This is a genomic window from Streptomyces sp. NPDC002566 (genome assembly GCF_042889585.1).
In the GTDB taxonomy this organism is placed as follows: Bacteria; Actinomycetota; Actinomycetes; order Streptomycetales; family Streptomycetaceae; genus Streptomyces.
Genome location: NZ_JBIARD010000002.1, coordinates 106694 through 130691, shown reverse-complemented (window position 1 = coordinate 130691; position 23998 = coordinate 106694). Strand labels below are relative to the sequence as shown.

General features: G+C 70.6%; 21 protein-coding genes. 11 read left to right on the top strand and 10 right to left on the bottom strand.

What is annotated here, in order from left to right:
- Window positions 1-262 precede the first annotated feature (262 nt).
- Genes ACFYXA_RS07850 through ACFYXA_RS07835 form a run of 4 tightly spaced genes read left to right on the top strand, consistent with a single transcriptional unit; the run spans window position 263 to window position 5275 of the window.
- Window positions 263-1813, top strand: a complete 1551-nt coding sequence (locus tag ACFYXA_RS07850) for an ABC transporter substrate-binding protein (RefSeq protein ID WP_389029457.1) — start codon at window positions 263-265, stop codon at window positions 1811-1813.
- The gene (locus tag ACFYXA_RS07845; RefSeq protein WP_389029454.1) at window positions 1798-2823 is read left to right on the top strand and encodes an ABC transporter permease; all 1026 of its coding nucleotides are present in this window, start codon (window positions 1798-1800) and stop codon (window positions 2821-2823) included. Before ACFYXA_RS07850 ends, ACFYXA_RS07845 begins: the two co-directional genes overlap by 16 nt.
- On the top strand, window positions 2820-3635 hold the full coding sequence (locus ACFYXA_RS07840; RefSeq protein ID WP_389029451.1) for an ABC transporter permease: 816 nt from the start codon (window positions 2820-2822) through the stop codon (window positions 3633-3635). Before ACFYXA_RS07845 ends, ACFYXA_RS07840 begins: the two co-directional genes overlap by 4 nt.
- Window positions 3632-5275, top strand: coding sequence for an ABC transporter ATP-binding protein (locus ACFYXA_RS07835; protein WP_389029448.1), 1644 nt, complete (start codon window positions 3632-3634; stop codon window positions 5273-5275). Before ACFYXA_RS07840 ends, ACFYXA_RS07835 begins: the two co-directional genes overlap by 4 nt.
- 116 nt (window positions 5276-5391) lie before the next feature.
- Here the strand turns inward: ACFYXA_RS07835 and ACFYXA_RS07830 are convergent, their stop codons facing one another.
- A complete protein-coding gene (locus ACFYXA_RS07830) occupies window positions 5392-6309 on the bottom strand; it encodes a LysR family transcriptional regulator (RefSeq protein ID WP_389029444.1) in 918 nt (305 codons plus the stop codon).
- A 107-nt stretch (window positions 6310-6416) separates the two neighbouring features.
- Between ACFYXA_RS07830 and ACFYXA_RS07825 the strand changes: the two genes are divergently transcribed.
- From ACFYXA_RS07825 to ACFYXA_RS07805, 5 genes are all read left to right on the top strand, one after another.
- Window positions 6417-7262 carry an oxidoreductase gene (locus ACFYXA_RS07825; protein WP_352246079.1) on the top strand — a complete coding sequence of 282 codons (846 nt, stop codon included), beginning with the start codon at window positions 6417-6419 and terminating at the stop codon, window positions 7260-7262.
- 287 nt (window positions 7263-7549) lie between these two features.
- Window positions 7550-8002, top strand: coding sequence for a DUF5707 domain-containing protein (locus ACFYXA_RS07820; protein ID WP_389029441.1), 453 nt, complete (start codon window positions 7550-7552; stop codon window positions 8000-8002).
- Window positions 8003-8441: 439 nt separating this feature from the next.
- Complete coding sequence (locus tag ACFYXA_RS07815) at window positions 8442-10022, top strand: glycoside hydrolase family 27 protein (protein ID WP_389031603.1); 1581 nt, start codon at window positions 8442-8444, stop codon at window positions 10020-10022.
- A 58-nt stretch (window positions 10023-10080) separates the two neighbouring features.
- Window positions 10081-11511 carry a glycoside hydrolase family 43 protein gene (locus tag ACFYXA_RS07810; RefSeq protein WP_389029438.1) on the top strand — a complete coding sequence of 477 codons (1431 nt, stop codon included), beginning with the start codon at window positions 10081-10083 and terminating at the stop codon, window positions 11509-11511.
- 63 nt (window positions 11512-11574) lie between these two features.
- The gene (locus ACFYXA_RS07805) at window positions 11575-12792 is read left to right on the top strand and encodes a cellulose binding domain-containing protein (RefSeq protein WP_389031600.1); all 1218 of its coding nucleotides are present in this window, start codon (window positions 11575-11577) and stop codon (window positions 12790-12792) included.
- A 66-nt stretch (window positions 12793-12858) separates the two neighbouring features.
- On the opposite strand, the gene ACFYXA_RS07800 is transcribed toward ACFYXA_RS07805, so the two are convergent.
- The 9 genes from ACFYXA_RS07800 to ACFYXA_RS07760 form a co-directional block, all read right to left on the bottom strand.
- The gene (locus ACFYXA_RS07800) at window positions 12859-13983 is read right to left on the bottom strand and encodes a cellulose binding domain-containing protein (RefSeq protein WP_389029435.1); all 1125 of its coding nucleotides are present in this window, start codon (window positions 13981-13983) and stop codon (window positions 12859-12861) included.
- A 322-nt stretch (window positions 13984-14305) separates the two neighbouring features.
- Window positions 14306-15433: a MerR family transcriptional regulator gene (locus tag ACFYXA_RS07795; protein ID WP_389029432.1), complete on the bottom strand. Its 1128-nt coding sequence runs from the start codon at window positions 15431-15433 to the stop codon at window positions 14306-14308.
- A gap of 358 nt (window positions 15434-15791) precedes the next feature.
- Entirely contained in the window at window positions 15792-17411 is a 1620-nt protein-coding gene (locus ACFYXA_RS07790) for an amidohydrolase (protein ID WP_389029429.1), read from the bottom strand.
- 194 nt (window positions 17412-17605) lie between these two features.
- Window positions 17606-17977: a nuclear transport factor 2 family protein gene (locus tag ACFYXA_RS07785; protein WP_389029426.1), complete on the bottom strand. Its 372-nt coding sequence runs from the start codon at window positions 17975-17977 to the stop codon at window positions 17606-17608.
- Window positions 17978-18045: 68 nt separating this feature from the next.
- A complete protein-coding gene (locus ACFYXA_RS07780) occupies window positions 18046-18621 on the bottom strand; it encodes an NADPH-dependent FMN reductase (protein WP_389029423.1) in 576 nt (191 codons plus the stop codon).
- Window positions 18622-18670: 49 nt separating this feature from the next.
- On the bottom strand, window positions 18671-18844 hold the full coding sequence (locus ACFYXA_RS07775; RefSeq protein ID WP_389029420.1) for a hypothetical protein: 174 nt from the start codon (window positions 18842-18844) through the stop codon (window positions 18671-18673).
- A gap of 119 nt (window positions 18845-18963) precedes the next feature.
- Window positions 18964-19587 carry a TetR family transcriptional regulator gene (locus tag ACFYXA_RS07770; protein WP_389029417.1) on the bottom strand — a complete coding sequence of 208 codons (624 nt, stop codon included), beginning with the start codon at window positions 19585-19587 and terminating at the stop codon, window positions 18964-18966.
- 407 nt (window positions 19588-19994) lie between these two features.
- Window positions 19995-20249, bottom strand: a complete 255-nt coding sequence (locus ACFYXA_RS07765) for a hypothetical protein (protein WP_352246091.1) — start codon at window positions 20247-20249, stop codon at window positions 19995-19997.
- A gap of 14 nt (window positions 20250-20263) precedes the next feature.
- Complete coding sequence (locus ACFYXA_RS07760) at window positions 20264-21718, bottom strand: carboxylesterase/lipase family protein (protein WP_389029413.1); 1455 nt, start codon at window positions 21716-21718, stop codon at window positions 20264-20266.
- 116 nt (window positions 21719-21834) lie between these two features.
- Here ACFYXA_RS07760 and ACFYXA_RS07755 point away from each other — a divergent pair, with 116 nt between their 5' ends.
- Both ACFYXA_RS07755 and ACFYXA_RS07750 read left to right on the top strand, forming a co-directional pair.
- Window positions 21835-22812 carry an AsnC family transcriptional regulator gene (locus ACFYXA_RS07755; RefSeq protein ID WP_389029410.1) on the top strand — a complete coding sequence of 326 codons (978 nt, stop codon included), beginning with the start codon at window positions 21835-21837 and terminating at the stop codon, window positions 22810-22812.
- 403 nt (window positions 22813-23215) lie between these two features.
- Entirely contained in the window at window positions 23216-23956 is a 741-nt protein-coding gene (locus tag ACFYXA_RS07750; RefSeq protein ID WP_389029407.1) for a GNAT family N-acetyltransferase, read from the top strand.
- Window positions 23957-23998 lie beyond the last annotated feature (42 nt).

Sequence of the window (23998 nt, the reverse complement as noted above, 5' to 3'; positions counted from 1 at the left end):
CGATCTGTCCGTTCCAGTGCGGGGGCGTGCGGGGCGCGTTGCAGTGGTCTACGGGCATGGGGGAGAAGGCCCGCCGGAGCGAGCCGCGTGATCGGAGCGCGGTGGCCGGGGGCCCTGCGGCAACATAGCCAGCCGCCGGAGAATAGGCAAGGCTTGCCTAATTAGGATCTAGTCCACAGGGAGGCGGTCTTGTCACGGAGGAGCCCTGCAGGATAGGTAAGGCTAAGCAAATCTCGGCCAACTGCGGGAGAACGAGGGACAAGTGGAGCTGACGCGACGTCATGTGCTCTGGGCGGGCGGTGCGATCGGGGCGAGCGCTCTGCTCAGCGCCTGCGGTGGCGGCGACGAGCCGACCGCATCCGCCACCGGCGGTTCGGCCAAGCCGGTCAAGGGCGGAACCCTGCGGGTCGGCGCACTCGGCCGCGCCGGCGCCCTCACCCGGGACCCGCACGGCACCCAGGCCAACGAGAGCGACTACCTCATCATCAGCCTCCTCTACGACACCCTGACCGTGCCCGGCGTCAAGCCCAACACCGTCCCCCGCCTGGCCGCGAGCTGGAAGGCCTCGGCCGACCTGAAGACCTGGCGGTTCACCCTCGCCAAGGGCGCCGCGTTCCACGACGGTTCCCCCGTCACCGCCGAGGACGTCGTCTTCTCGCTCAAGCGGCTGCGCGCCACCCCGGCCGGCGCCTCCCGGCTGCCCGGCATCCAGGAGAAGAACATCTCCGCCGAGGGCGACGACACCGTCGTCATCGTCTCCGACTACGCGAACGCCGAACTGCCGCTGCTGGTCCGGCTCACCACCTTCGTCATCCCCAAGGGCACCACCGACAAGGACATAGCCAAAGCCCCCGGCACCGGCCCCTTTAAGCTCGACTGGTTCCGCGGCGGCAACGCCCGCCTCGTACGCAACGACGACTGGTACGGCGGAGACGTCCTCCTCGACGCCATCGAGGTCAAGATCTTCGAGAGCCCGCAGGCCATGGCGAGCGCCCTGCTCGCCGGCCAGATCGACCTCGCCTCCAACGTCGGCGCCGTCGCCGCGCGCACCGCCGAGAGCCGCCAGGACATCCAGACCGTCCGCCGCCCCAACGACATGGCCATGCCCCTCGTCATGCGCACCTCCGGCGGCCCGTTCGCCGACGCCAGGGTCCGCCAGGCACTGCGCCTGGCCGTCGACCGCGGGGCCATGGTCGAGCAGGTCCTGTCCGGCTACGGCACCGTCGCCAACGACATCCTCGGCACCGGCGACCCCGCCTACGACAAGAGCGTCCCGCAGCGTGCCCGCGATCTCGCCAAGGCCAGGCAACTGCTGCGGGAAGCCCGGTTCGACACCTCGAAGACCTACGAGCTGTACACCACCGAGGACATCGCCGGCCTCGCCGAGTCGGCCACCCTCTTCGCCACCCAGGTCCGGGAAGCCGGCGTCAAGGTCAAGGTCGTCAAGCAGGAGTCGGCCACCTTCTGGGACAAGACCTGGCTCAAGGGCGACCTCTACACCACCTACTGGGGCACCAACGACTCGGTGGTGTTCTTCGCCAGCAAGACGCTGGTCTCCGACAGCGGCCAGAACGAGGCCGGCTGGAAGGACCAGGCCTTCGACGCGGCTTACGAGAAGGCCATCGGCACCGCCGACGCGAGCGCGCGCACCGATCTGCTGAAGGAACTCCAGCGGATCGAGCACGACAGGTCCGGCTACCTCCTGTGGGGCATGGCCGACGGCATCGACCTCGCCGGGGCCAAGGTCAACGGGCTCCCCAGACTGCCCGGTTACGGCAGGGTCCAGCTCGAGCGGGCATGGCTGGCCCGTTGACCGCTGACACGGCCGCGCCCGCGGGGCCTCCTCCCGGCGTGGACAAGGCCCCGCGGGCGCGTGCTCCCGTCACGCTGCTCGCCGCCCGGGCCGGCCTCGTCGTACTGAAACGTGCGGTGCTGCTCGCCGTGCTCCTGGCGTTGGTCTTCGGCACGGTCGAACTGCTGCCGGGCGACGCCGCCGACGCCACCTCCGAGCGCGGGGAGAGCGCCGCCGACACCGCGGCGCGACGCAGACTGCTCGGCCTGGACCGGCCGGTCGTGGAACGCTTCTGGGACTGGATGAGCGGCCTTCCCACCGGGGACCTGGGAGTGTCGGCACGCGGCGAGCAGGTCACCGACCTGGTCTCGTCGGCGTTCCCCAACACCCTCCTCCTCGGCGGCCTCGCGCTGCTGCTGACCGCCGTGGTCTCCCTGGCCCTCGGCTGCTGGGCCGCGCTCCGGCCCGGCGGGCGCGCCGACGGCCTGATCTCCGGCACCGCCACCGCGGTCCTCGCCCTGCCCGAGTTCGTGGTCGCCGTCGCCCTGGTCCTGGTGCTGTCGCTGTGGACGGGCTGGCTGCCCGCCGTCACCCTCACCGGCGCCGACGGAACCCCCGCGGACTGGACCATGCTGATCCTGCCCGTGCTCGCCCTGACCATCCCGCAGGCCGGCTGGAACGTACGCATCGTGCGAGCCGCCCTCGCCGACGAGGCCCGCGCCCCGCACGTGGAGGCCGCCGTCCTCGACGGACTCCCGCCGCACCGCATCCTCACCCACCATGTCCTGCCCGGCGCCCTGCCCACCATCGCCGCCGGCCTCGCCACCTCCACCGGCATGCTCCTCGGCGGCGCCGTCGTGGTCGAAACGATCTTCAACTACCCCGGCGTCGGCTCGGTCCTGGCCTCCGCCGTGACCGACCGCGACAGCCCCGTCATCGCCGGCGTGACGGCCCTGTCGGGCGCGGTCCTCACGGGCGTGCTGCTGCTGGCCGACCTGGTACGGGACCTGACGGCAGGAGCACGCCGATGAGCACCCGGCCACGGGGCACGGCCCTGCGCGTACTGCCCGCGATACTGCTGGTCTGCCTCGCCCTCGCCGGGACCTGGCTCGCTCCGCATCCCATCGACGCCCCCGTCACCGCGCCGTACGCGGAACCCGGCGGGGACGCCCTGCTCGGCGGTGACCAACTGGGCCGGGACGTCCTGAGCAGACTGCTGGCCGGCGGGCGCGAACTGGTCCTCTCCTCGCTGCTCGTCGCGGCACTGGTCACCGGCAGCGCCGCGGTGCTCGGCGCGATCGGCGCCCTGCGCCCTCGCGTCGGACGCCTGGTGGAACGGACCGCCGACGTGCTGATGCTGCTGCCCGCCGTGCTCGGCATCCTCCTCGTCACCCTGTCCTGGCCGGACGGAGGCCGGCTCGCCGTGATCGCCGCGGCCGTCGTGCTCGGCGTGCCCTACGCGGTACGGCTCGCGGCCGGCGCGGCGGCGCCGGTGGCAGCCTCCGGCTACGTCGAGGCCGCGGCGGCGAGCGGCGAACGGCTGTGGCATCTCGTGCTGCGCGAGATCCTGCCCAACCTGCGCGCCACCCTCCTCGCCCTCTTCGGCCTGCGCTTCGTCGCCGCCGTCTACCTCCTCGCCACCGCGGGCTTCCTCCAGGTGGGACCCCAGCCTCCCGCCGCCGACTGGTCACTGATGATCCGCGAGAACTCCTCCGGCATCCTCCTCAACCCCTGGTCCGTCGTCGCCCCCAGCCTTGCCATCGGCCTCCTCGCCCTCAGCGTCAACCTCGCTGCGGCGGCCCTCGCTCCCCAGACCGGCCGGAAGGCGGTGACCGTCCTGTGAGCCACACAACCGACCGGCCAACCGTGCCGGCCACCGCCGCGGCCCGGGTCACGGACCTCACCGTGGCCGCCCCCGGCGGGCGGATCCTGCTCCAGGACGCGCAACTCACCTTGCGGCCGGGCCGGTTGGTGGCGCTGACCGGCCCCTCGGGTTCGGGCAAGACCACGCTGCTGCGCGCCATCACCGGACTCCTGCCGCCCGGCACCGAGCGCACGTCCGGGAACGTCGAGGTACTCGGCCGCGACGTCTTCGCTTTGCCCGAAAGGGACCTGCGGGCCCTGCGCCGCGAACGGCTCGCCTACGTCGGCCAGGACCCCGCTTCGGGGCTGAACCCCCGGATGCGTGTCCGCTCCCTCCTGCGCGAACTCTCCGGCGACCGCACCCCGGAGGCGGTACGGGCACTCCTCGCGGAGGTCCGGCTCCCGGACGACGGCCGCCTCGCCCTGCGGCGGCCCGCGGCCCTGTCCGGCGGACAGCAGCGCCGCGTTGCCCTCGCCCGCGCCCTGGCCCGCCGCCCCCGAGTCCTCCTCCTCGACGAGCCGACCGCCGGCCTGCACCCCGAACTGCGCTCCGAGATAGGCGAGTTGCTGTGCCATCTGGTCCGCGAGCACCAGCTGGCCGTCGCGCTGTCCTGCCACGACCCCGAACTCGTCGAGCAGATCGCGGACGAGGTGGTGGAACTGCGCACGCAGCCCGTACGACCGCCCGCTTCCCGCGGGACCGCCACACCCCGCACGGACCCGCTGGCACCTGGGCCGCACGAGAGCGGACCCGCCTACGCACCCGTGCTCGACGTGAGCGACCTCCGAGTCACTTTCGGCCGACGCACGAACGCCCCGGTACTGGAGGGCGTGACGCTGTCCGTCGCCCCTGGGGCGGCGACCGGCGTCGTCGGCGCCTCGGGCTCAGGAAAGACCACACTCGTCCGCGCCGTGGTCGGACTCCAACCGGCCAGTGCCGGCGTGATCCGCCTCGACGGCGTACCGCTCAGCACCGGTCTGCGCGGCCGCGCCCGCGAACAGCGACGCCGTGTCCAGCTCGTCACGCAGAACCCCCTGGGCGCGCTCAACCCCAGCCGCACGGTGGGCGCCGCGGTCGGCAGGCCGCTGCGGCTGCACCGGCGGTGTACGTCCGGTGAGGTACGGACCCAGGTCGCCGGTCTCCTGGAACAGGTGGGCCTGGCAACGGAGTTCGCCTCCCGCTACCCGCACGAACTGTCCGGCGGGCAGCGGCAGCGGGTCGCCATCGCACGAGCCCTGGCGGCCGATCCCGACGTACTGATCTGCGACGAGGTGACCTCGGCGCTGGACCCCGCCACCGCCGAGGCGATCATGGACCTGCTGGCCCGGCTCCGAGAGGAACGCGGCACAGCCCTTGTCCTCATCAGCCACGACCTCCCTCTCATCGCCGCCCGCACCGAAACGGTCACCGTCCTCGACGCCGGCCGCACCGTGGAATCCGGGCCAACGCCAACTGTCTTCACCGAGCCAAGCCACCCGGCGACGCGGGCGCTCCTGCAAACCCCGGCCGAGTCCCGCCAGGAGGCGGCCACGCACCCTGGTCACGACGAACCCCCGTCAAGCGCCTCGCCCGCGGCGCGACGGCCGACCTCCACCACGTTCGGCTCGCCGAGGACCTGAAGGGGGATGCTCCCGTACCACGCCCCCAGGGCGAGTGCAGGTCCTCGCGGCCGCTTCCGCTCCACGGCCTGACGTGTCCCGGCCGGACCGAGGTGTCCCGGCCGGACCGAGGGGAATCACGAGCTGCCGACCGCCACCTCCGCGGCCGCGGCCGAATACGCCAGTACCAAGGGCCGTTCGTCGTCCCGGTGGGCGGCCACCGCGAGACGGCACGGACCGATACCGCGGACCGGTACGGCGATCACCTCGTCCCGGACCGCCAGGGGGGCGTTGCCGGCGGCCAGCAGCGCCACACCCTGGCCGTTGGCCACTGCCTCGTGGGTCTCCTCGGCGCTTGCCACCACGCCGCCTGTCCGAGGAGCGCGATCGCCCCGGGCGTCCAGGGCCAGCCAGTGGTCCCGCAACGGACCCGCTTCCGGGGGGGGGAGTGCCAGGAACGTCTCGTCCAGGAGATCGGCGAAATCCAGCGCTCCTTCGCGATCGCCTGCGGCACGCGCGGCCAGGGGGTGCCCATGGGGCAGAGCCACAAGGCGCGGCTCCTCGGCCACCACCGAGTACCGGTAGCGATCGGCGTCCGGGATCGGAAGCCAGACGAAGGCGACATCGCTGGAGCCGTCTCTCAACCCGGCGCTGGGATCAGCCCAGTTGACCTGTCGCAGGACGGTCCGGGCGTCCGGATGCCGAGAGCGCAGCCGGCTGCGCAGCGCGGGCAGCAACCCACGGCCCGGGCTCGTGGACATGCCGATGACGAGGGTCTGCCGCTCGGCGTTCCTCGCCTCTTCCACAACCGCCTCGGCGGCCCGCCAGGCGGCCAGTACCCCGCGGGCGTGCGGCAACAGCGCTTCCCCTACGGCGGTCAACCGCACCGCCCGCCGGTCCCGATCGAACAGAGGGGCGCCCACGTGCTTCTCCAGCATCCGTATCTGCTTGCTGAGCGCGGGCTGGGAGACGAACAGTCGTTCAGCCGCCCGGGTGAAGTTCAACTCCTCGGCGACCGCCGTGAAGTAGCGTAGATCGCGCATATGGACGTCCATAACCCATGGCTGTCACAGCAGATCTTGGACGTGGCCCCGGCTCCGGCGAAGGATGGGAGCTGCCGGCGGGGACACCCCGAACGGCAGTCGACGAGGGGGACGAAGAGATGGCTGAGAACGGCAAGGTCTGGCTGGTCACCGGGGCCAGCAGCGGTTTCGGACGGGCCATCGCCGAGGCCGCGGTCGCCGCCGGCGACACGGTGATCGGCACGGCCCGGCGGCCCGAGGCGCTGGCCGACATGGTCGCCGGACACCCCGACCTGGTGGAGGCGATGGACCTGGACGTCACCGACGGCGGGCGGATCGACGCGGTGGCCGCCGACGTCCTGGCGCGCTACGGCCGGGTGGACGTGCTGGTGAACAACGCCGGGCGCACCCAGGTGGGGGCTTTCGAGGAGACCACCGACCAGGAGTTGCGCGACCTGTTCGAGCTGCACGTGTTCGGCCCGGCGCGGCTGACTCGAGCGCTCCTGCCGCAGATGCGGGAGCGGGGCAGCGGATCGATCGTGAACATCAGCAGCTTCGGCGGCCAGTTGTCCTTCGCAGGCTTCTCCGCGTACAGCGCGACCAAGGCGGCGCTGGAGCAGCTGTCGGAGGGCCTGGCAGACGAGGTGACGCCGTTCGGCATCAAGGTGCTGATCGTGGAGCCCGGCGCATTCCGCACCAACCTGTTCGGCAAGGGTGCGGCCTACTTTTCCGCGGAGCACCCGGCGTACGCGGAGAAGGTCGGCGCCACCAGGAAGCAGGTGCGCGACGGCGACGGCGCCCAGCCCGGGGACCCTGCGAAGGCGGCCGCCGCGATCCGGCTGGCCCTGGACGCGGAGCACACCCCACTGAGGCTCGCCCTCGGCGGCGACGCGGTGGACTTCCTGGTGGGACACCTCGACTCGGTCCGCGCCGAACTCGCTGAATGGGAGAAGGTCTCCCGGGGGACGAACTTCGACACACAGTAACTGGCTGACGCTGCTACCGGAGTAAGGCGTCGGTGACCGGCACCTCGTCTCCTTCGCCGCGCAACGTGTCCACGCAGGGAAGGATCCTGCGTCCTCCACTGGTGTGCCACCCCTTCGCCCGCCGAGGGGGAAGTCCTCACGGCCCTCCGCCGCGATGAACTGAGCTTACTCAGGCGGCAGTTGAGTACGTGCGCTCATGCCTGGTGCTTCTGGCGCGAGCAGGATTCGTACAGCGGCGCAGCAAGGAGCGCCGGTCTGATGCAGCTGATCCGCTGGGGGAGTTTCTCGTGTCGCGTCGTATCGTTCTGTCCCTGACCGCCGGTGTCGTCGTCCTGGGCGGTGCCGGGGCCCTCGCTCTCGCCCACGCCGGGGGCCGGTCTCCGGTGCTGGCGCACGGCACGGCTCGTTACGCCGCCCCCGAAGGCGATCGGGATGGTTCGTTGACCTTCACCACTGATGTCACGGCGCCCTCCGGTGTGAAGAGCCTGAAGGTCCTGGCCTGGCCGGCGAAGTCGACGTTCGCGAAGAAGGGGCTGACCGCCGAGGACATGGCGGCTGCGGAGACGGCGGTGTGCAGGCCGGCCGGTTGGGACGCAGTGCGCTGCACCTACAGGGTCCCCGTGGCGCCCGCCGATGCCGAGGCGTCTCCGCGCGGTCTGTGGCACGTCGCCGTCCTGGCCACCGCGAAGGACGGCGACACAACGCTGAACACCAAGGCGGCGGAGTTCACCGTGATGTGATCCACGCTCATGCGATCGCAGCACCTGTCCAGTTCAGGACGAAGTGCGCCCGCTTGTCCGGGGTTGAGGTCAGGCCGGTGGAAGACCTCCATCGCATGAATCGTCGTCTCAGTCGAAATATTTCGAGGCAGTATCGAGGTCGGGCTCCGTGACTCGGCAGCCGACTCTCGCAGGTCAGCGGCGTGCGTCCGGAAGTGGAGAGGCGCGCCGCCGAGCCCGGACGTCCCAGGATGTTGACATGCTGGAGGGTCTCTCTAGTATCCGTGACGCCTGACTTTCCGAACGACGCATCGAAAGTGCGAGCACGGTACCCCCCATGGGTGTCATGGACGTGACACCCCCCTCCCGCAAAGGAGCCCCGGTGCGCAGACCCAGACGATCAGGCGGACGACGACTGCTCCAACTCCTCGCGGCCGCCGCACTCACGGTCACCGCGACCATGACGGCCTCCGTCCACTCCGCCGCTTCGGCCGCCGCGCCCGGCAGTCCCGCGCTCACGCCGCCCCTGGGCTGGAACAGCTGGAACAGTTTCGGCTGCGGGATCACCGAGACCCAGGTCCGCCAGGCCGCCGACGCGATGGCGTCCTCGGGCATGCGTGACGCCGGCTACCGGTACGTGGTGGTCGACGACTGCTGGTTCGACCCCCAGCGCGACGCGGCGGGCAACCTGCGCGCCAACCCGTCCAAGTTCCCGAGCGGGATGAAGGCGCTCGGCGACTACATCCACGGCAAGGGCCTGAAGTTCGGCATCTACCAGGTGCCGGGCGAACGCACGTGCGCGCAGACCAGCGGCGCGTATCCGGGGTCGACGGGCAGCCGGGGCCACGAGGCCCAGGACGCCGCCACGTTCGCGTCGTGGGGCGTCGACTACCTCAAGTACGACTGGTGTTCCTCCAGCGGCACCCGTGACGAACAGGTCGCTCGCTTCACGGTGATGCGCGACGCCCTGCGCGCCACCGGGCGGCCGATCGTCTACAGCATCAACCCCAACAGCTTCCACGCCATCACCGGCTCCACCTACAACTGGGGTGAGGTCGCCGACCTGTGGCGGACGACCGAGGACCTGCTCGACATCTGGCAGAACGGCAACACCAACAGCTATCCGATGGGCGTCGGCAACGTCCTCGACGTCACCGCGCCGCTGGCGGCGCAGACGGGCCCGGGACACTTCAACGACCCCGACATGCTGGTCGTCGGCCGCCCCGGCCTCTCACTGACGGAGTCCCGCTCCCACTTCGCCCTGTGGGCACTGCTCGGCGCCCCGCTCATGGCCGGCAACGACATCCGCACCATGTCCGCCGACGTGAGCGCGATCCTGCGCAACCCGCGGCTGCTGGCGGTGAACCAGGATTCCCTGGCCGCCGGTGGGCGCAGGGTGCGCGACGACGGCAACACCGAGGTGTTCGCCAAGCCCCTGTCCGACGGCTCGGTCGCGGTCGGCCTGTTCAACCGGGGGTCAGGCACCGCCACGGTAACCACCACGGCCGCGCAAGTAGGCCTGACCGGCGGCTCGTTCAGCCTCACCGACCTGTGGACCGGCGGCACGTCGAGCACGTCCGGGCAGATCTCGGCGAGCGTCCCCGCGCATGGTGTGGCGGTGTTCCGGGTGACCGGTGGCAGTCCGCTGGCCGCCACCACCTCGCGGCTGCGCGGCAACGCCTCCGGCCGCTGCCTGGACGTCGACAACGCCTCCACCGCGGCCGGGGCGACGGCACTGATCTGGGACTGCCACACCGCCGCCAACCAGCTGTGGACCACCTGGGCCGGCGGCGAGATCCGCGTCTACGGCGACAAGTGCCTGGACGCCTCCAACCAGGGCACCGCCGACGGCACGCGGGTCATCATCTGGCCCTGCAACGGCCAGGACAATCAGAAGTGGACCGTCGGCTCCGACGGAACCGTCCGCAACGTCCACGCGGGGCGGTGCCTCACCGTCAACGGGTCCGCCACCGCCAACGGAACCCCGCTGGTGCTGTGGAGCTGCAACGGCCAGACCACCCAGAAGTGGAGCCGCATATGAGGGACGCAGTGCACCCGTCGCCGGCTCGTCCGCCCGTCGACGTCCCCCGGAGGCCCCGATGATCCCGGCTCGGCCTGCACCCACCGCCGGCACGAGGCTCACCCGGGCAGTCGCCTGGACCCTGGGACTGCTGCTGGCGTTCGCCGTCGTCCCCGCCGCGGTCGGTCCCACCGCGGCCCGGGCCGACAACCCCATCGTCCAGCACGTCTACACCGCCGACCCGGCCCCGTTGGTGCACAACGGGCGGGTCTACCTCTACACCGGGCACGACGAGGACGGCTCCACCTACTTCACCATGAAGGACTGGCGGGTGTGGTCCTCCGCCGACATGGTCAACTGGACCGACCACGGTTCACCGCTCAGCCTGACCACCTTCAGCTGGGCGTCCGCCGACGCGTGGGCCGGACAGGCCGTGGAGCGTAACGGCCGGTTCTACTGGTACGTACCCGTGAAGAACCGGGCGACCGGCCGGATGGCCATCGGCGTGGCGGTGTCGGACAGCCCCACCGGCCCGTTCCGGGACGCCCTCGGCCGTCCGCTGGTGGAGAACGGGGAGATCGACCCGACCGTCTTCATCGACGACAACGGTCAGGCCTACCTGTACTGGGGCAACCCGAATCTGACGTACGTCAGGCTGAACGCCGACATGACGTCCTACTCGGGCAGCCCCACCAGGATCCCGCTCACCACCGCGGGCTTCGGCACCCGCACCGGTGACGCCAACCGTCCCACGCTGTACGAGGAGGGCCCTTGGGTCTACAAGCGGAACGGCCTGTACTACATGGTGTTCGCGGCCAAGTGCTGCTCGGAGTTCATCGCGTACTCCACGGCGCCCGGCCCGACCGGGCCCTGGACCTACCGCGGGACGGTCATGCCCACCCAGGGCAGCAGCTTCACCAACCACCCCGGGATCGTGGACTTCAAGGGCGGTTCGTACTTCTTCTACCACAACGGCGCACTCCCGGGCGGCGGTGGCTTCACCCGCTCGGTGGCGGTGGAGAAGTTCGCGTACAACGCCGACGGCACGCTCCCGGTGATCAACATGACGAGCGGCGGCGCGCCCCAGAACGGCACGCTCAACCCGTACGTACGCCAGGAGGCCGAGACGCTCGCCTGGGGATCCGGGATCGAGACCGAACCGGCCGGCGAAGGCGGAATGAACGTCGGCTGGATCGACAACGGCGACTACATCAAGGTCAAGGGCGTGGCCTTCGGGCCGGGAGCGTCCTCCTTCACCGCGCGCGTGGCCTCGGGCAGCAGCGGCGGCACCGTCGAACTGCGCCTGGGTTCGCCGAGCGGGACGGTCGTGGGCCGGTGCGCCGTGCCGAACACCGGGGGCTGGCAGACCTGGACGACGGTGACCTGCCCCGTCGCCGGCGCGGCCGGAACCCAGGACCTCTACCTGCGGTTCAGCGGCGGCAGCGGCTACCTGCTCAACATGAACTGGTGGCAGTTCACCCCCGGCACCACCGCGAAGGCACCGCGGTAACCACGGAAGGGCAGTCACACGATGACAAGGACAAGATCCCTCTTATGGCCCGCCCTGGTCGCGATGCTGGTCGTCCTGAGCATGGGCGGCACGGCACTGGGTCTCGGCCAGGGCGAGCACCCCGCCCCCTCGCGCGCCGCCGCCGCGAGCCCCGGATGCGGCAAGGCACCCACCCTGACGAGCGGTACGTACACGATCCAGAGCGGCGGCAAGAACCGGAGCTTCATCCTGCGGGTCCCGGACGGCTACGACCGCAACCGCGCCTACCGGCTGGTCTTCGGGTTCCACTGGCTGGGCGGCACCTCCACCGACGTCGCCACGGGCCGCACCGTGGAGACGGGCACCTGGGCCTACTACGGGCTCCAGCGACTGGCGAACAACAGCGCCGTCTTCGTCGCCCCCCAGGGCCTCAACAACGGCTGGGCCAACAACGGCGGTGAGGACGTCGCCCTCGTCGACGACATCATGCGGCGCATCGAGTCGGACCTGTGCGTCGACACAACCCAGCGCTTCGCTCTGGGATTCAGCTACGGGGCCGCCATGTCGTACGCACTCGCGTGTTCCCGCGCGACCGTCTTCCGCGCGGTCGCGGTGCAGAGCGGCGGGCAGCTCAGCGGATGCAGCGGCGGAACCCAGCCCATCGCCTACCTCGGAGTGCACGGCCTCAGGGACAACGTCCTCGGCATCTCCGGCGGAAGGGCGCTGCGGGACAGGTTCGTCAGGAACAACGGCTGCACCCCCCAGAACCCGCCCGAGCCCGCGCAGGGCAGCCTGACCCACCGGGTCACCGCCTACTCAGGCTGCTCGGCCGGACATCCGGTCGCGTGGGCCGCGTTCGACGAAGGGCACATAGCCGCTCCCCAGGACGGGGCGCCCGGTGACAGCGGCAGGACCTGGGTGCCGGGAGAGGTGTGGAAGTTCTTCACGCAGTTCCAGACCTCCGAGCCGCCGTCGCCGGGGACCGGCACCTGCCGGGTCACCGCCGCCGTCAGCGCGTGGAGCAGCGGTCTGACCGCGAACATCACCCTGACCAACACCGGCACCACCGCCATCGACGGCTGGTCCCTGGCCTTCACCCTGCCCGACGGCCAGCGCATCACGTCCGGCTGGAACGCGGACTACTCGCCCGTCTCCGGCCGGGTGACGGCCAGGAACGTCGCCCACAACGCCACCGTCGCCCCCGGTGCGTCCGTCGACATCGGCTTCCAGGCCACCCACACCGGCAACACCGCCCCGCCCGGCTCCTACACCCTCAACGGCACAGCCTGCACGGCCACGTGAGCTGAGGCGGCCACCATGGCGGCTCCCGGCGCCGGGCGCGCACGTGCGTACCCGGCGCCGGTCCCCTCACGCCATGGTGCAGGCAGTGCCGTTCAGGCTGAACGCGGCCGGCGCGGCGAAGGTCCCGCTGTAGCCGCCTTGGAAGCCGAAGGTCTGGCTGCCACCGGGGGCGATGCTCGCGTTGTGCGCCAGGCCGCTCGCCGTGACGGCTCCCGAGGACGGGGCGACGGAGGCGTTCCAGGCGCTGGTCATCTGCTGTCCGGAGGGCAGGGTGAAAGCGAGGCGCCAGCCGTCGACGGGCGCCGAACCGGTGTTGGCGACGGTGACGTTCGCGGTGAAGCCCCCCTGCCACACGTTCGTGGCGTAGGACACCGTGCAAGCCGTGGCACCGCCCGGTCCGCCCGGTCCACCGTTCGTGTTGACGGTCGACGAGAACGAGTTCACGGTCAGCCCCGTGCCGTTCTGCCAGGGCTCGAAACCGGCCTGGACGCTCGTCAGGTACCAGTTGTTCTGTGCCAGCCCACGGGTCACGGCCTGCCGGACGAAGTCCATCACGTCGAAGTTCCAGCTGCCGATCGCCGAGGGGGCGACGAAGGACAGCACCCTGTTGGTGCCGTTGCTGCCCGACCAGACTTGCCAGGAGCGTCCGCCCACGGTGGCCGTGCCGACCTGGGAGCCGATCGGCTGGATCGGGCCCACCTTGTTGAACCAGATCATGATCTCGGTCTGGTTCACACCGTCGGTGCGGGGCGTCGGGTCCAGCCAGATGTCGTACGAGGCGTTGTACACGGCATCGCCGACGTAGCCGTAGGAGATGCTGCTCGGCGCGCTCGAGATGCCGGCGAGCTGCGCGGGGAGTCTGGTTCCCGGCGAGCAGTTGGTGTAGTGGCAGCCGTTGAAGACGGAAGGATACGACTTCGGTGCGCCGTTGGTGGGCACGGAACCGTCGGCCCGGCTGACCCGGAAGCCGGTGTCGGTGGTGGTGACGCACTGCGTGGCGCTGGTGTTCCAGCGATTGTTCTGGACGACGTAGCGACCCTGGATGACGGTCGAGCCGAACTCTTCGCAGACCGTGGTGTCGGCCTGGGCCGCCGGGGTGGCGGCGAAGAGTGCGGCGATGACGGCGAGCGCGGTGACCAGGGCGCCCAACGCGCCGCGCAGGGCGGGAAGAAGGCGCGGTGAAGGTTGCATGCGGGGCCTCTCTCCGGAGGTACGGCCTGTGTTCGGTGTCGTGCCGGCGCTCCCGCCACCCCCCGTTTGGGAGCGCTCCCATGCTTCGCTTGCTCGGACTGTAGGGCTCAGGCATGTACCCGACAACCCTGCGGGCGGCTTCGCATCACCCAGACTCCGGAGCTAAAGCAGGGCGTGGTGCTGTTTCCGTAAGGCGGTGACGGATGTAGGGGGCCAGACGGTCGCGGCTTGCCTGTTGGCGGAGGTGGGAGTGTTGCGGCAGGCCAGCGGCTGGCAGTCGGCCATGACGGGTTGACCGGCGGACGTCCTCCCGCACGATGGTTCAGGCCACGAGCAGCCGCAGGCCCAGCTCTGCCGCGTCGAGGGCGACGAGGTCCCGGTTGCGTTCGGCCCACCGGCCCGAGGAAAGGTCGTCGCGGAGACTGTCCACCGCCCGCTGCTCGGCCTGCGGCCCGACTCTGGTCCACACCGATACCGCGCGGCGGACCTGTTCGTCCAGGTAGGCCTCAGGCCGGCGCCAGTGGGCTTCGAAGAAGCCGTCGGCGCAGTCCCACGGGATGAGCACCGGCTCCGCGTGGCCCCCGATCGCGCTGGTCATGTCGGCCAGTGAAGGCCAGCCAGTGAGCAGGTCAGCGAACTCGGGCAGGTAGTCGCGGGTGAGCCAGAATCGCTGAAGCCAGCCGGTCGTACTGGCGTCGTACGTGAACACCACCACGCGGCGGGCCACCCGCCGCATCTCCCGCAGCCCGGCAACAGGGTCCGGCCAGTGATGAACGGTGCTGACCGCCATCGCGGCGTCGAAGGACTGGTCAGCGAACGGCAGGCGCTCCGCACTGGCGGCCACGCACGGGGCTGCACCCGCAGGACGCTGCGCCCGCATCACTGCTGACGGTTCCACGGCCGTGACCTCGCGGTCCGGGGGCTCGTAGGAGCCGGTGCCGGCCCCGACGTTCAGAACCGTCCGGGCGTCCCCGAGCGCATCCCAGATCCTCGCGGCGATCCGCGGCTCGGTGCGCCGCGTCGCCGGGTAAGCGGACCCGATGGCTTCGTACAATTGAGCGCCGAACACTTTCAGTTGATCCTCCGGCGTCGTCCTGATCCCCATGGCTCGTGCCTCCAGTTCCTTGTCGATGGCCGTCACCATGGCGGCGGCGCGGTCGCGCTGTTCCTGCAGCAGGCCGCGCAGCCGGTGCAGGTGCGCGACCGCGTCGGTGGCCGGGTCGTCCACCAGATCGGCGATCTCGCGCAATCCGAAGCCCAGCCGCCGGTAGGCGAGCACCTCCCGCAGCCGCTCCACGTCGCCCGCCGAGTAGGCCCGGTACCCGGCCGCGGTCCGCGTGGACGGTCGCACGAGGCCGATCTCGTCGTAGTGATGCAGCGTGCGGACGCTCACGCCGGACAACTCGGCCACGCGTCCCACGGTCAGGTGTTCTTCCACGCCACCGACCATGCGGCATGACGCCACGTGAGGGTCAAGCGCTGCACTCCGGCCGGGAGTTCTGGGACCTGTTGACGGCCCGTTCGACGCGTTGCGCTCCTTGTACCGTCGGCGCGCGTGGAAACTCACCGGAATGCCCCGTAGGTGGAGGTCGAAAAAGGCCGCGACGTAGGTGCGGGGGCGCGACCCCGATGTCGCCCTGGCGCTCGGCCCACGTGAGGCCGGAGCCGTGCCTCCTCCGTCCCGCCGGGCCTTGTGTCACTGCTGTAGGCCGACTTCAAGGGCCTGGACTGCTCGCCAAGGGCGGTTGGCTACCGCGAGCGCTTCTGCCGGCGGTGGCCGCGACTTCCGGGCCGACACCCGATCCCGCTCACCGCGTTCCGGTGGGGGCGATCAGGCGGCCGCCGACGAAGGTGTGGGTGGGGTGGAGGTCGCGGAGGGCGTCACCAGGGCAGTGGGCGGGGTCCTGGTCCCAGATCGTGAAGTCGGCCCAGCGGCCCGGCGTCAGGGTGCCGCGCAGATGGGATTCGCCCGTGAGGTGGGCCGCCTGGGTGGTGTGCAGGGTGAGGGCCTCGTCGTAGGTGATCGCGTGCTCGGGGCCCTTGACGCCGATGACGGTCTGCCTCGTCGTCATGCCGTACACCGAGCGCATCGCACCGAACTGGCCGACGGGGAAGTCGGAGCCGGCGCTGACCTGGGCGTCGAGATCGATCCAGCCGCGCGCCGGGAAGAGCCGGGCGACCCGCTCCGGACCCCAGAAGCCCTCCTCGACCTCGGCGGTGTCATGCAGCAGCGGCTGCTGGATGGTGACGGGGATGCCCAACGCGACGGCACGGGCGCGCTGCTCGGGGCCGGCGAGACCGCCGTGCTCCATCACCAGCGTGCCGGCGGGCAGGCCGGGGTTGCGGTCGAGGACGCGTTCGTAGACGTCGAGGAGAGTGCGGACGGCGCGGTCGCCGTACGCGTGCGTGCCGACCCGCCAGCCGCGCCGGATGACCGCCTCGACCGCCTCGACCAGTGCGTCCGGCTCCCAGATCAGCATCCCGGAGAAGGAGTGGTCACAGGCGTACGGCTCCTCGGTGGCCCCGGCCTCCAGACCGCCGTCGAGGCCGAACTTCACGCCCCACACCGACAGCCAGGGGTCGGAGGTGTCGCGCCACTCCTCCATGGTGTCGAGCAGGTTCTCCACCTGGGTCGCGCTCGTCATGCCCAGCGCCGAGATCAGCGCGCGCACCCGGACGCTGAGCACGCCCGCCTCGCGGGCGGCGCGGAGCACCCGGTAGTCCTCGGGGGCGACCGCGCAGTCCCGCACGGTGCCGATGCCGGTGGCGGCGTAGTCGCGTGTGGCGATGCGCAGTCCCTCGATGCGCTGGGCCCGGTCCGGGGCCGGGACCAGACGCTCCACCAGGTGCAGGGCGTTGTCGATGAGCCGCCCGTCCAGCTTGCCGTCAGCACCGCGGCCGATGGTTCCGCCGGGCGGCACGGGGGTGTCCTCGGTGATGCCCGCGAGGCGCAGCGCGTGGGTGTTGACGACGTCGTTGTGGCCGCCGCGCTTGACCAGGACCGGGTGCCGGTCGGTGGCGGTGTCGAGTTCGGCCGCCGTGGGCATGCGGCGCTCGGCCAGGTTGAGTTCCTGCCAGTTGGTGGTAGTGCGGATCCACTCACCCTCCGGGGTGACGGCGGCCCGCTGCCGGATCAGGTCGAGGAACTCGGGGATGGTGCGGGCCTGGTGGACGGGGACGTCCTGGGCGCCGAGCGCGGCGAAGATCAGGTGGGTGTGGGTGTCGTCGAAAGCGGGGAGCGCGGTGGCGCCGGGCAGGTCATGGACCTCGGTCTGCCCGGTCACCAGGTGGTCGAGGCCGTACGGGTCGGCGGACACGGCCGTGATCCGGTCACCGCGTACGGCCAGGGCCCGCTGCGGGGCCTGGCCGGAGGCCAAGGTGTACACCGCGCCGGCGCGGATCAGCAGGTCGGCTCCGTGGTCGGTCATCGTCTTCTCCTTCAGCTCGCAGCGTTTCGAAGGTGTCGCTGACGAGACTGTTGTAGAAGCCGTTCGGCAATTCGCCGCCATACTCGGATCGGCCGCGCAGGAAAAACGTCAGGCATGCACGGAATCGTGCAGATCATGCGCCATCATCGACGCGGGCGGGACCGACGAGGACATGAGGTTGTGCGGGACCGGGGTTACTCCGAACGGATCTCCGTGATGATCGTGTAGAGCTCGATGATGACGCCGTCGCTGGTGCGGGCGATGTCCATGCCGCTGATCATCGGTAGCCGGCCGTCGGAGGGGCCCCACTTGAAGCCGAGGTGGCCGATGTCGTCGAGTTCCGACGCGGGGCCGGCGGGCCGAAAGACCCAGTCCGGGTTTCCGGCGAGCAACTCCGTGGCGCGGCGCACGAACTCCGTGCGCCCGTGGTTGACGCGGTCCGGTTCGTGCCACACCACGTCTTCGGCGTAGTTCTCCGCGATGACCGCGGCCCTGCGGTCCGGGTCGGGTTCGTTGAACACCTCGAGCAGGTTGACCCGCATCAGAGCGGCGGGGGATCCGTTCATGGTGAGTCCCGTCGTGTGGATCGGTCGGTCGCTGTGCGCAGGTCTGCGGCTCCGCGCGGCCGGGTGGGTCAGGTGGCGCCGACCGGAGCCGTTCGCAGCGGGGCGAGCGCCGTGGTCCAGGCGATGACCTGGTCGAGCATCGCGTCCAGCGCAGGCAGATGGTGGTCGCCGGGCTTGAAGACGCTGAAGTCCTCGAAGTCGGTGTGCAGCGAGAGCGTGACCTGTTGGCGTACGTCGGCCATCTGGAGTTCCGCAGCGACCAGGCGCAGCTGCTCGGCGGAGCGTACGCCGCCCGCGGCGCCGTAGGAGACCAGGCCGAGGACCTTGTTGTTCCACTCGGCGTAGAGGTGGTCCAAGGCGTTCTTCAGGACGCCGGGGACGCCGTGGTTGTACTCGGGGGTGACGATGACGAATCCGTCGTACGCGGCGATGGTCGCGGCCCAGCGCTGCGTGTGTTCGTGCTGGTACTGGCCGAGGGACGGTGGCATCGGTTCGTCGAGGTGGGGGAGGGGGTGCTCGCGCAGGTCGAGCAGCTCGAAGCTCGCGTCGGTCCGGCGCGAGGCGTGTTCCAGGACCCAGCGGGCCACCTGGTCGCCGACGCGGTTGGGCCGGGTGCTGCCGAGGATGATGCCGATGGTGGGCATGGCGGGCCTGCTTCTTCGTGGTTGCTTGTGCTGCCCGGAGCCGGTTCGGTCAGCCCGGGACGGTGGCCGACGCGGTGACGGCGGCGGCGAAGTCGGGCTGCACGCCGAGCTGGGCGGGGGCGAGCCCCCCCATGAAGGCGACGAGGTCGCCGAGGTGCTCACCGCGGTAGCTCTCGCCGGCGACGACGTTGTTGAAGACGCCGTCCTCGGCGAACAGGTCCATGAGATTCCATTCAAACCTTTGATTGAAATTGTAGAGCGCGACTCGGACGTCCTGTCAAGCAGACGACCGAATCCCGTCGCAAGTAGAGTCGGCGCGGCGCAGTCGCGCACGTCAGATGCTTATCGCGCCCCTCGGAAGGCGCCGGCGACCACCGGGACGAGCATGCGCTCGATACGGTCAGCAGGCTCTGCGGCCAACTCGGCCCCGACGGGTGCCAGCGCGAGCCAGTTCAGCATCCCGGCCGCGCAGCGGACCCGGAAGTCGAGCTCGTGCCTGTCGACGTCGGGAAGGTTCACGGCCAGCACTCGCACCGCCTGCCGTCGGGCCAGCTCGAACTTCCCGGCCAGCCGCTCCCACCCCTCGGGCGGCTCGATCCCCACCCGCGCCACGAGCCGTATCACCGCCAGATCCCGCCCACCGGCCGCGAGCGCACTCACCATCGGCCGTGCGAACGCCTCGGCCAGCTCGCTCAGCGTCGCGGCGCCGCCCAGGGCATCGAGTTCCCGGATCTGAGCGTCCAGGTACCGCTCCAACGCGTGCTCGATCGTCGCCTCGCACAGAGCCTTCAGCGATCCGAAGTGGTAACTCACCGCGGCGACGTTGGCTCCGGCGTTCTGGGTGATCTCGCGGAGGGTCACGCCCTCCTGTCCGCGTTGTGCGAGTAGCTCAAGGGCGGCCGCCAGCAGATCGTCGCGCGTTCGCCGACCGGCCTCACGGCGAAGGTCCGTCTTCTCTGGGCTCACATGAGAACTCAAACGACTGTTTGACTTCAATGTCAAGCAGTCGGCAGCGACGGCAGTGCCGGGGGGCACGAGCCGGACGCGCCCACCAGGGGTGGCCGTCGACTTGGCTCTCGTACTCGCGCCGGGCCTTGCGCTGAGCCGGGACCGTCGGGGACGCCCTGGGCGCCGTCGAACTGCTGGCAGGGGGCAAGGAGCTGGCGGTGCACCGCGGGGACGGCGGTCACGCACAGGGTGTGGCCCCTGGCCGCGCCGTACGGACCGACCGCTGCTGAATCCGGGGCGGTCTCCCCATGAGCCTTCCTTGATGAGCCGAGACGAACGTGGCCGACGCGGACTGGATGCAGGGCGGGCAGGAAAGCTCGAACCCCGACATGTGAGCCCAGCACACATCGGGGTCCGGTTGGGATTCAGTGGGCGGCGGCCGCGTGCAGAGCCTTGGCGTACAGGGTCTTCCAGAGCCGGCCGGCGCCCGGCATCACGCAGAAGACGAGGAGTGCGATGGAGGCCAGGGTGAAGGGGAGCGGGCGCACCCACTGGTTCCAGTTCGCGAACCGGTCGGCGATGGTCAGCGAGTACAGCCGGTCCGAAAAGTAGATGGTGACCAGCAGGGTGAGGAACTCGGCCCAGTGCGGCATGGTCGGCGTGCGGAAGATGTGCTTCACGACGGTCACCTCTCTCAGCCGAAGTGGCGGATGCGGGCCGCGGTCGCGGGGGCGTAAGGCAGCCAGTCGCCGGTCGTTCCGGTGGTGACGAACTCGGCGACGGCACTGGCGAATTCAAGGCCCAGAGCGCGCTGGGCCTCGCCGGCACCGGCGAGGACCGGGCTTCCGGGGTAGGCGTCGAAGGTGTTGAAGAAGAAGGGCAGTTCGGCGCAGTGGGTGGCGCCCAGCGCGTACGGGTCCTCGGCGGGGGCGTAGTCGAACTGGTAGACGTAGGTGGTGTTGCCGCCGGCCGCATGGTGGTCGGCGATCCGAAGCGAGCCGTCGCGGAAGAGGCCGTCGGTCTGCACCGAGGTGAAGATCTGCGCCGGTGTCGCCTGCGGGAGGCGGGCGGCGTGCTGCCGGTAGACGTCCTGCGCGGTCTGCCGGCCGACCTGGGCGGTGAGCATGTCCAGGGCGGCCTCGCCGGTGAGGTTCTGGATGCGGGGGTCGAAGGCGAAGAAGGCCGTCGCCTCGTCGCGGGTGGTGCCGATCAGCAGCGGTTTGCCCTCCAGCGCGCCGTCGGTGAGGGCCTGCTGCCGGGTGCGGGGCATGCCGGGGGCGCCGAGGACCGGGGACATCGGCGGAGCAGCTTTGCCCGGAGCCGCGAGCTGGGCGGAGAGGCGGCCGTAGGCGTCCAGCAACTGCTCGGCCGGCAGGGCGCGCAGGGCCTTCGCGGTGTCCGTGCCGTTCGGGATGCCCAGCAGGCGCAGGTAGGCGTCGGCGTTCTCGGCGGCCTGGTGCGGATCCTGCGGGTTCAGGCCGAAGGGTCCGCTCTGCAGCAGCACCCGGGTGACGGATCCGTTCGTCGCGGGGTCGAGCGCGAGCGACAGGGCCGAGTACGCTCCTGCGGACTGCCCGCCGACGGTGACCGTACGAGGGTCGCCGCCGAAGGAGGCGATGTTGTCCTGCACCCAGGACAGCACGGCGGCCTGGTCCTGGGGACCGAGGTTGGCCGCGCCGATCTCGGGCAGGTAAAGGTAACCCAGCGGTCCCACCCGGTAGTTGGCGGTGACGACGACGATGTCGCCCAGTGCGGCGAGGCGGCCGCCGTCGTACCAGTCCCAGCCGCCGGAACCGCTGGTGAAGCCGCCGCCGTGCCACCACACCAGCACCGGGCGGGCGGCGCCGTCCTCCAGCGCCCGGCGCGGAGTGAAGACGTTGACGGTCAGGCTGCCGTCCTCGTTCCAGTCCGGTACGCGCTGCCCCTGCACCTTCTCCAGCCGGGAGGCCGCCTGCGGCACGGACGGGCCGGCCGTGGCCGCGTCCCGCACGTCCGTCCAGCCGGGGTGCGGCTGCGGCGCGGCGAACCGCAGCTCTCCGACCGGCGACGCGGCGTACGGGACACCCCGGAAGCACACCGCCTCGCCCTCCGTGATTCCCCTGACCTTGCCCCGGTCGGTGTCCACGACCGTGTGCTCGATGCCGGTCATCGCGCCCACCCGCTTTCTCTCGTCTCGGTTGCTCTGAGACTTTTCTAGGGCGGAGTGAGCATCTGAGCCAGAATCAGCCGCCTGAAACGAGAAAGGAAGACATAGAATCGTGCTCCATGGAGAAAGTGCGCCACCAGCTGAATGAAACGGACAGTCGGATCGCCGCCGCGATGCTGGCCGCACCGCGTGCTTCCTGGCGCACGGTCGGCCGCGTCCTGGGCATCTCGGAGCGCACCGTCGTACGCCGAGCGGCACCGTTGTTCGGCGACGGCACCCTGCGGGCCACGGCCGTACGCAACCCCGTGCATTTCCCCGAGCTGATCCCGCTGGCCCTGCGCATCCGGTGCAAGCCCAACCGGATCAGCGCCATCGCCGCCACCCTCGCCCGTCGTCCCGACACCATCTGGGTGGACGTCCTCGGCGGCGGCGACGAGATCTGCACCATCCTGTTCCTGGACGGCCCGGACGCCCGCAACAACCTGCTGCTGCGCGATCTGCCCGCCACCCCCGCGGTCCAGTCCTGGACCTCACACGTCCTGCTCCGGGTCTTCCCGGCCGCCTTCGACTGGAGCGGCGGCCTGCTGACGCAGACCGAACTGACCAGCCTGCGGCCGGACATGCCCGCGGCACCCACCCGCCCCGTCCTCCAGCCCCTCGACCACCAGCTGATCACCGCACTGACCGAGGACGGCCGAGCCCCCTACACCGACCTCGCGCGCCGCGCCGACACCACCGCCCTCACCGCCCGCCGCCGGGTAGAGGCACTGGTGGGCGGCCAGGTCCTCAGGCTCGCGACCGAAGTCGATCTGGCCCGGCTCGGCATCCGCACCGAAGCCCTCCTATGGGTCACCGTCACACCCGGCCAACTGGAGGAGACCGGCCTCCAGCTCAGCCGCCACCCGCAGGTCCGTTTCGCCTCCGCCACCACCGGCCACGCCAACCTCCTCGTGGCCGTCGCGGCAACCGACCTCAACGCGCTGTATCACTTCCTCAGCGACACCATCGGCGCCCTCGAACACATCACCACCCTTGAAGTCACCCCCATCCTGACCGGAGTGAAGAGAACCGGTCTGGTCCGCCCCGGCAGCCTCTGACTCCCACAAGTTCCGGTCAGGCAGGCCCTCATATAACTGATCGTTTCAGTAGGCTCCTGACACGTGCTGTAACTGCTCTCACGAGCAGGTGTGATGTCGCATCCCACGTCCAGCTCATTCTGAAACGGTCAGAAAGACGGGCGGCAAGCACCGCATGTTTTGTCTTCTACTACGTCTCGTAGGCGGTCCCGCAGGAACTGCCACAGAGCGATGAGGGCCAGGCGAGAAGTCGCCGCGGTCCCCGCCGGCCAGGGCGGTGCGGGGGTTGTCCGCCGCGCGTGCTGGAGTGTGGCTCATGCCGGCGGAAGTCGGGCTGCGGGCCCTTGGGATGGCTGCGCAGTGGATCTTTTCGGTGGTCTACTGGGTGCTGGTCCGGCAGCAGTCGACGATGCGAGAGAAGAGCATGTCTGCAGGTAGGAACGAACACGGTCAGCCCATCGGCCAACCGCTGCCCGACTGGACGGAGCGTCCGGTGCCCGCCCGGGTCACCCTCGACGGCCGCCTGTGCCGGGTGGAGCCTCTTGACGTGGACCGCCACGCCGACGACCTGTACCACGCTTACGCCCTGGCGGCGGACGGCAGGGACTGGACGTACATGATGGCCGGTCCGTTCGCCGACCAGGACGACTACCGCAGCCATGCGGTGGCGATGACACAGACGGACGACCCCCTGCACTACGCGGTCGTCGACCTCGGCACCGGCAAGGCGGTGGGCACCCTCTCCTTGATGCGCCAGGAGCCGTCCGACGGCGTCGTGGAGGTGGGGAACGTGGCGTTCTCGCCCTTGCTCAAGCAGACTCCGGTCTCGACGGAGGCGCAGTTCCTGCTGATGTCCTACGTCTTCGACGAACTCGGCTACCGGCGCTACGAGTGGAAGTGCGACAGCCTCAACGCGCCCTCGCGCAAGGCGGCACTGCGGCTCGGCTTCACCTTCGAGGGGATCTTCCGCCAGGCCATGGTGTACAAGGGCCGCAACCGGGACACCGCCTGGTACTCCGTCATCGACTCCGAGTGGCCACAGGTCGGAAAGGCACTTCGGGAGTGGCTCTCGCCCGACAACTTCGATGCGGACGGCCGGCAGCGGCAGTCCCTGTCCGCTGTACGCGCCGCCGGTGCGAACCCCGGCGCGGATCGGGCGCTCTGAGGTTCGGTGCAGTACTGCGCACCCGGGGCCGGCGCACACGCC